This is a genomic window from Brevundimonas sp., assembly GCF_018608325.1.
Classification (GTDB): domain Bacteria; phylum Pseudomonadota; class Alphaproteobacteria; order Caulobacterales; family Caulobacteraceae; genus Brevundimonas.
In genome coordinates this window covers 6,000-7,186 of the sequence record NZ_JABAZW010000141.1, presented here as the reverse complement: position 1 = coordinate 7,186, position 1,187 = coordinate 6,000, and the positions used below count along the sequence as shown (strand labels likewise).

Sequence of the window (1,187 nt, the reverse complement as noted above, 5' to 3'; positions counted from 1 at the left end):
TCTGCTGGCGGCGCTGGATCGGCTTTTAGTCGCGGGCTGGCGCGGCGGGCGCGGCCTTGACGGCGGCCTTGGGCTTATCCGCCTTGGGTGCGGCGGGCTTTACAGCCTTGGGCGCAGCCGTTTTCGGTGCGGCCGTCTTTGCAGCAGGTTTGGCAGCCGGTTTCGCAGCAGCCTTGGGTGCTGCGGTTTTGGCTTCAGCCTTGGGCTTGGCGGCGGCCTTCGGCGCGGCGGCCTTTGCAGGCGCAGCCTTGGCTGCGGCGGTCTTTGCAGCAGCAGGTTTGGCCGCAGCAGCCTTGGGCGCAGGCTTCGCAGCCGCCGGTTTCGCCGCCTTGGGCGCCGCAGTTTTCTCAACAGCAGCCTTCACAGCGCTCGACTTCGGCGCGGCTTTAGGCTTGGAAGCGGCAGGCGCCGCCTTGGGCGACGCAGGTTTAGACGTAGTTGGTGACTTAGCCATGTATTCCCCGACCCCTCGGTTTGATCAAAAACGCGGCGGCGACGGTAGGACCATGCGCCAGTTCGCAACGATTCGTCATATTAGCGGTGTTTGAGAAATGTCCGAGTCTGCTGTTCAGATAATCGCACGTGGTGCGCGAGCTGCGGCTGAAAGCGCCGCCGAGGCGGTTGACGCCGACGTCCTGCTGGAAGGTGCGACCTATTCCATCCTCGAGGAAGACGAGGACAAGGGAACCTGGCGCATCGACGGTTTCCCCACCACGGATGATGAGGCCGAGCGCATGGCCGCCATCCTGCGTGATCACGGGGGGCTTGAGGTTGTGGTCGAGAAGCTGGCCGACGCCGACTGGCTGGCCATGTCGCTGTCCGGCCTGCCGCCGGTCGAGGCCGGACGCTTCTTCGTCTATGGCGCGCACGATCAGGGCAAGGTGCCGGAAGGCCGCGTGAACCTGAAGATCGACGCGGGCGCCGCCTTTGGCACGGGCCACCACGGCACGACCGTCGGCTGCCTGGAAGCCTTCGACAACCTGCTGAAGACCGAGAGCTTCGAGAAGGTTCTGGACGTCGGCTGCGGCACAGGCGTTCTGGCCATTGCTGCGGCCAAGACGGGCACGCCTATCGCTGTCGGCACCGACATTGACGAGCCCTCGGCCCGCATCGCCAACGAGAACGCCGAGATCAATGACGCCAAGTGCGATTTCTATTTCGCCGACGCCCTGAGCGATCCGCGGATC

General features: G+C 65.1%; 2 protein-coding genes. One reads left to right on the top strand and one right to left on the bottom strand.

Annotated features, from left to right (window positions below):
• Positions 1–25 precede the first annotated feature (25 nt).
• A complete protein-coding gene (locus tag QZ281_RS13780; RefSeq protein ID WP_292229286.1) occupies positions 26–454 on the bottom strand; it encodes a hypothetical protein in 429 nt (142 codons plus the stop codon).
• A 97-nt stretch (positions 455–551) separates the two neighbouring features.
• Here QZ281_RS13780 and QZ281_RS13775 point away from each other — a divergent pair.
• A partial coding sequence (locus QZ281_RS13775) for a 50S ribosomal protein L11 methyltransferase (protein ID WP_292229284.1) occupies positions 552–1,187 on the top strand: 636 nt, incomplete at its 3' end.

Coding starts and splice junctions, on each gene's coding strand:
- QZ281_RS13780 (WP_292229286.1), bottom strand. CDS start 454: ATGGCTAAGTCACCAACTACGTCTAAACCTGCGTCGCCCAAGGCGGCG.